Annotated in this window: 1 protein-coding gene; it reads right to left on the reverse strand. The window is 76.9% G+C overall.

Translation table 11 applies throughout. The annotated features are described in order from the left end of the window. On the reverse strand, window positions 1-526 hold a 526-nt coding region (locus tag BI06_RS13080), incomplete at its 3' end, for a B12-binding domain-containing protein (RefSeq protein ID WP_233290135.1). Window positions 527-550: the final 24 nt, after the last annotated feature.

Raw genomic sequence — 550 nt, forward strand, 5'->3', positions numbered from 1 at the left:
TGTCCTCGGCGGTGTGCTGGAGCTGCGCCTCGGTGTAGGAGCGCACGGCGGGGAACCGCTCGGCGAGACCCGACATCACGGCACCGACGAGGCGCGGCGCGCTCCGGCGGACCAGCGTGTACTCCTGGTCGGCGAGATGGGGCAGGTCGTCGACGGGTTGGTGCGCGGGCAGTGGGGCGACCAGGCCCTCGGCCAGCCGATCGGCCGCGCCACGGGCGTCCTCGGCCCAGGCGTCCGCCCCCAGCAGCCGGGCGTATCGGCCGTCGGGGCCGAAGGCCGCGCCGCCCACCAGTACCGGGACGCCCGCAGCCTGCGCGGCGCTGATCGCGGAGTGGGCGGTGGCCAGGCGCGGCGCGAGGGAGGCGGACAGCGCCAGGGCGACCGGCGCGGTGCGGTGCAGCCGTGCGATCAGGTGCGGGGTCGGCACCTGGGCGCCGAGATAGTCCACCTCCCAGCCGCGCAGCGCCAGCACCTGGGCCAGCAGTCGGGCGGGAAAGGCATGCCACTCGCCGTCGACGCAGGACACGGTCACTCGGCCGCGGGGCCCGGC

The sequence above is a fragment of the Kitasatospora sp. MBT66 genome (assembly GCF_000710405.2).
In the GTDB taxonomy this organism is placed as follows: domain Bacteria; phylum Actinomycetota; class Actinomycetes; order Streptomycetales; family Streptomycetaceae; genus Kitasatospora; species Kitasatospora purpeofusca.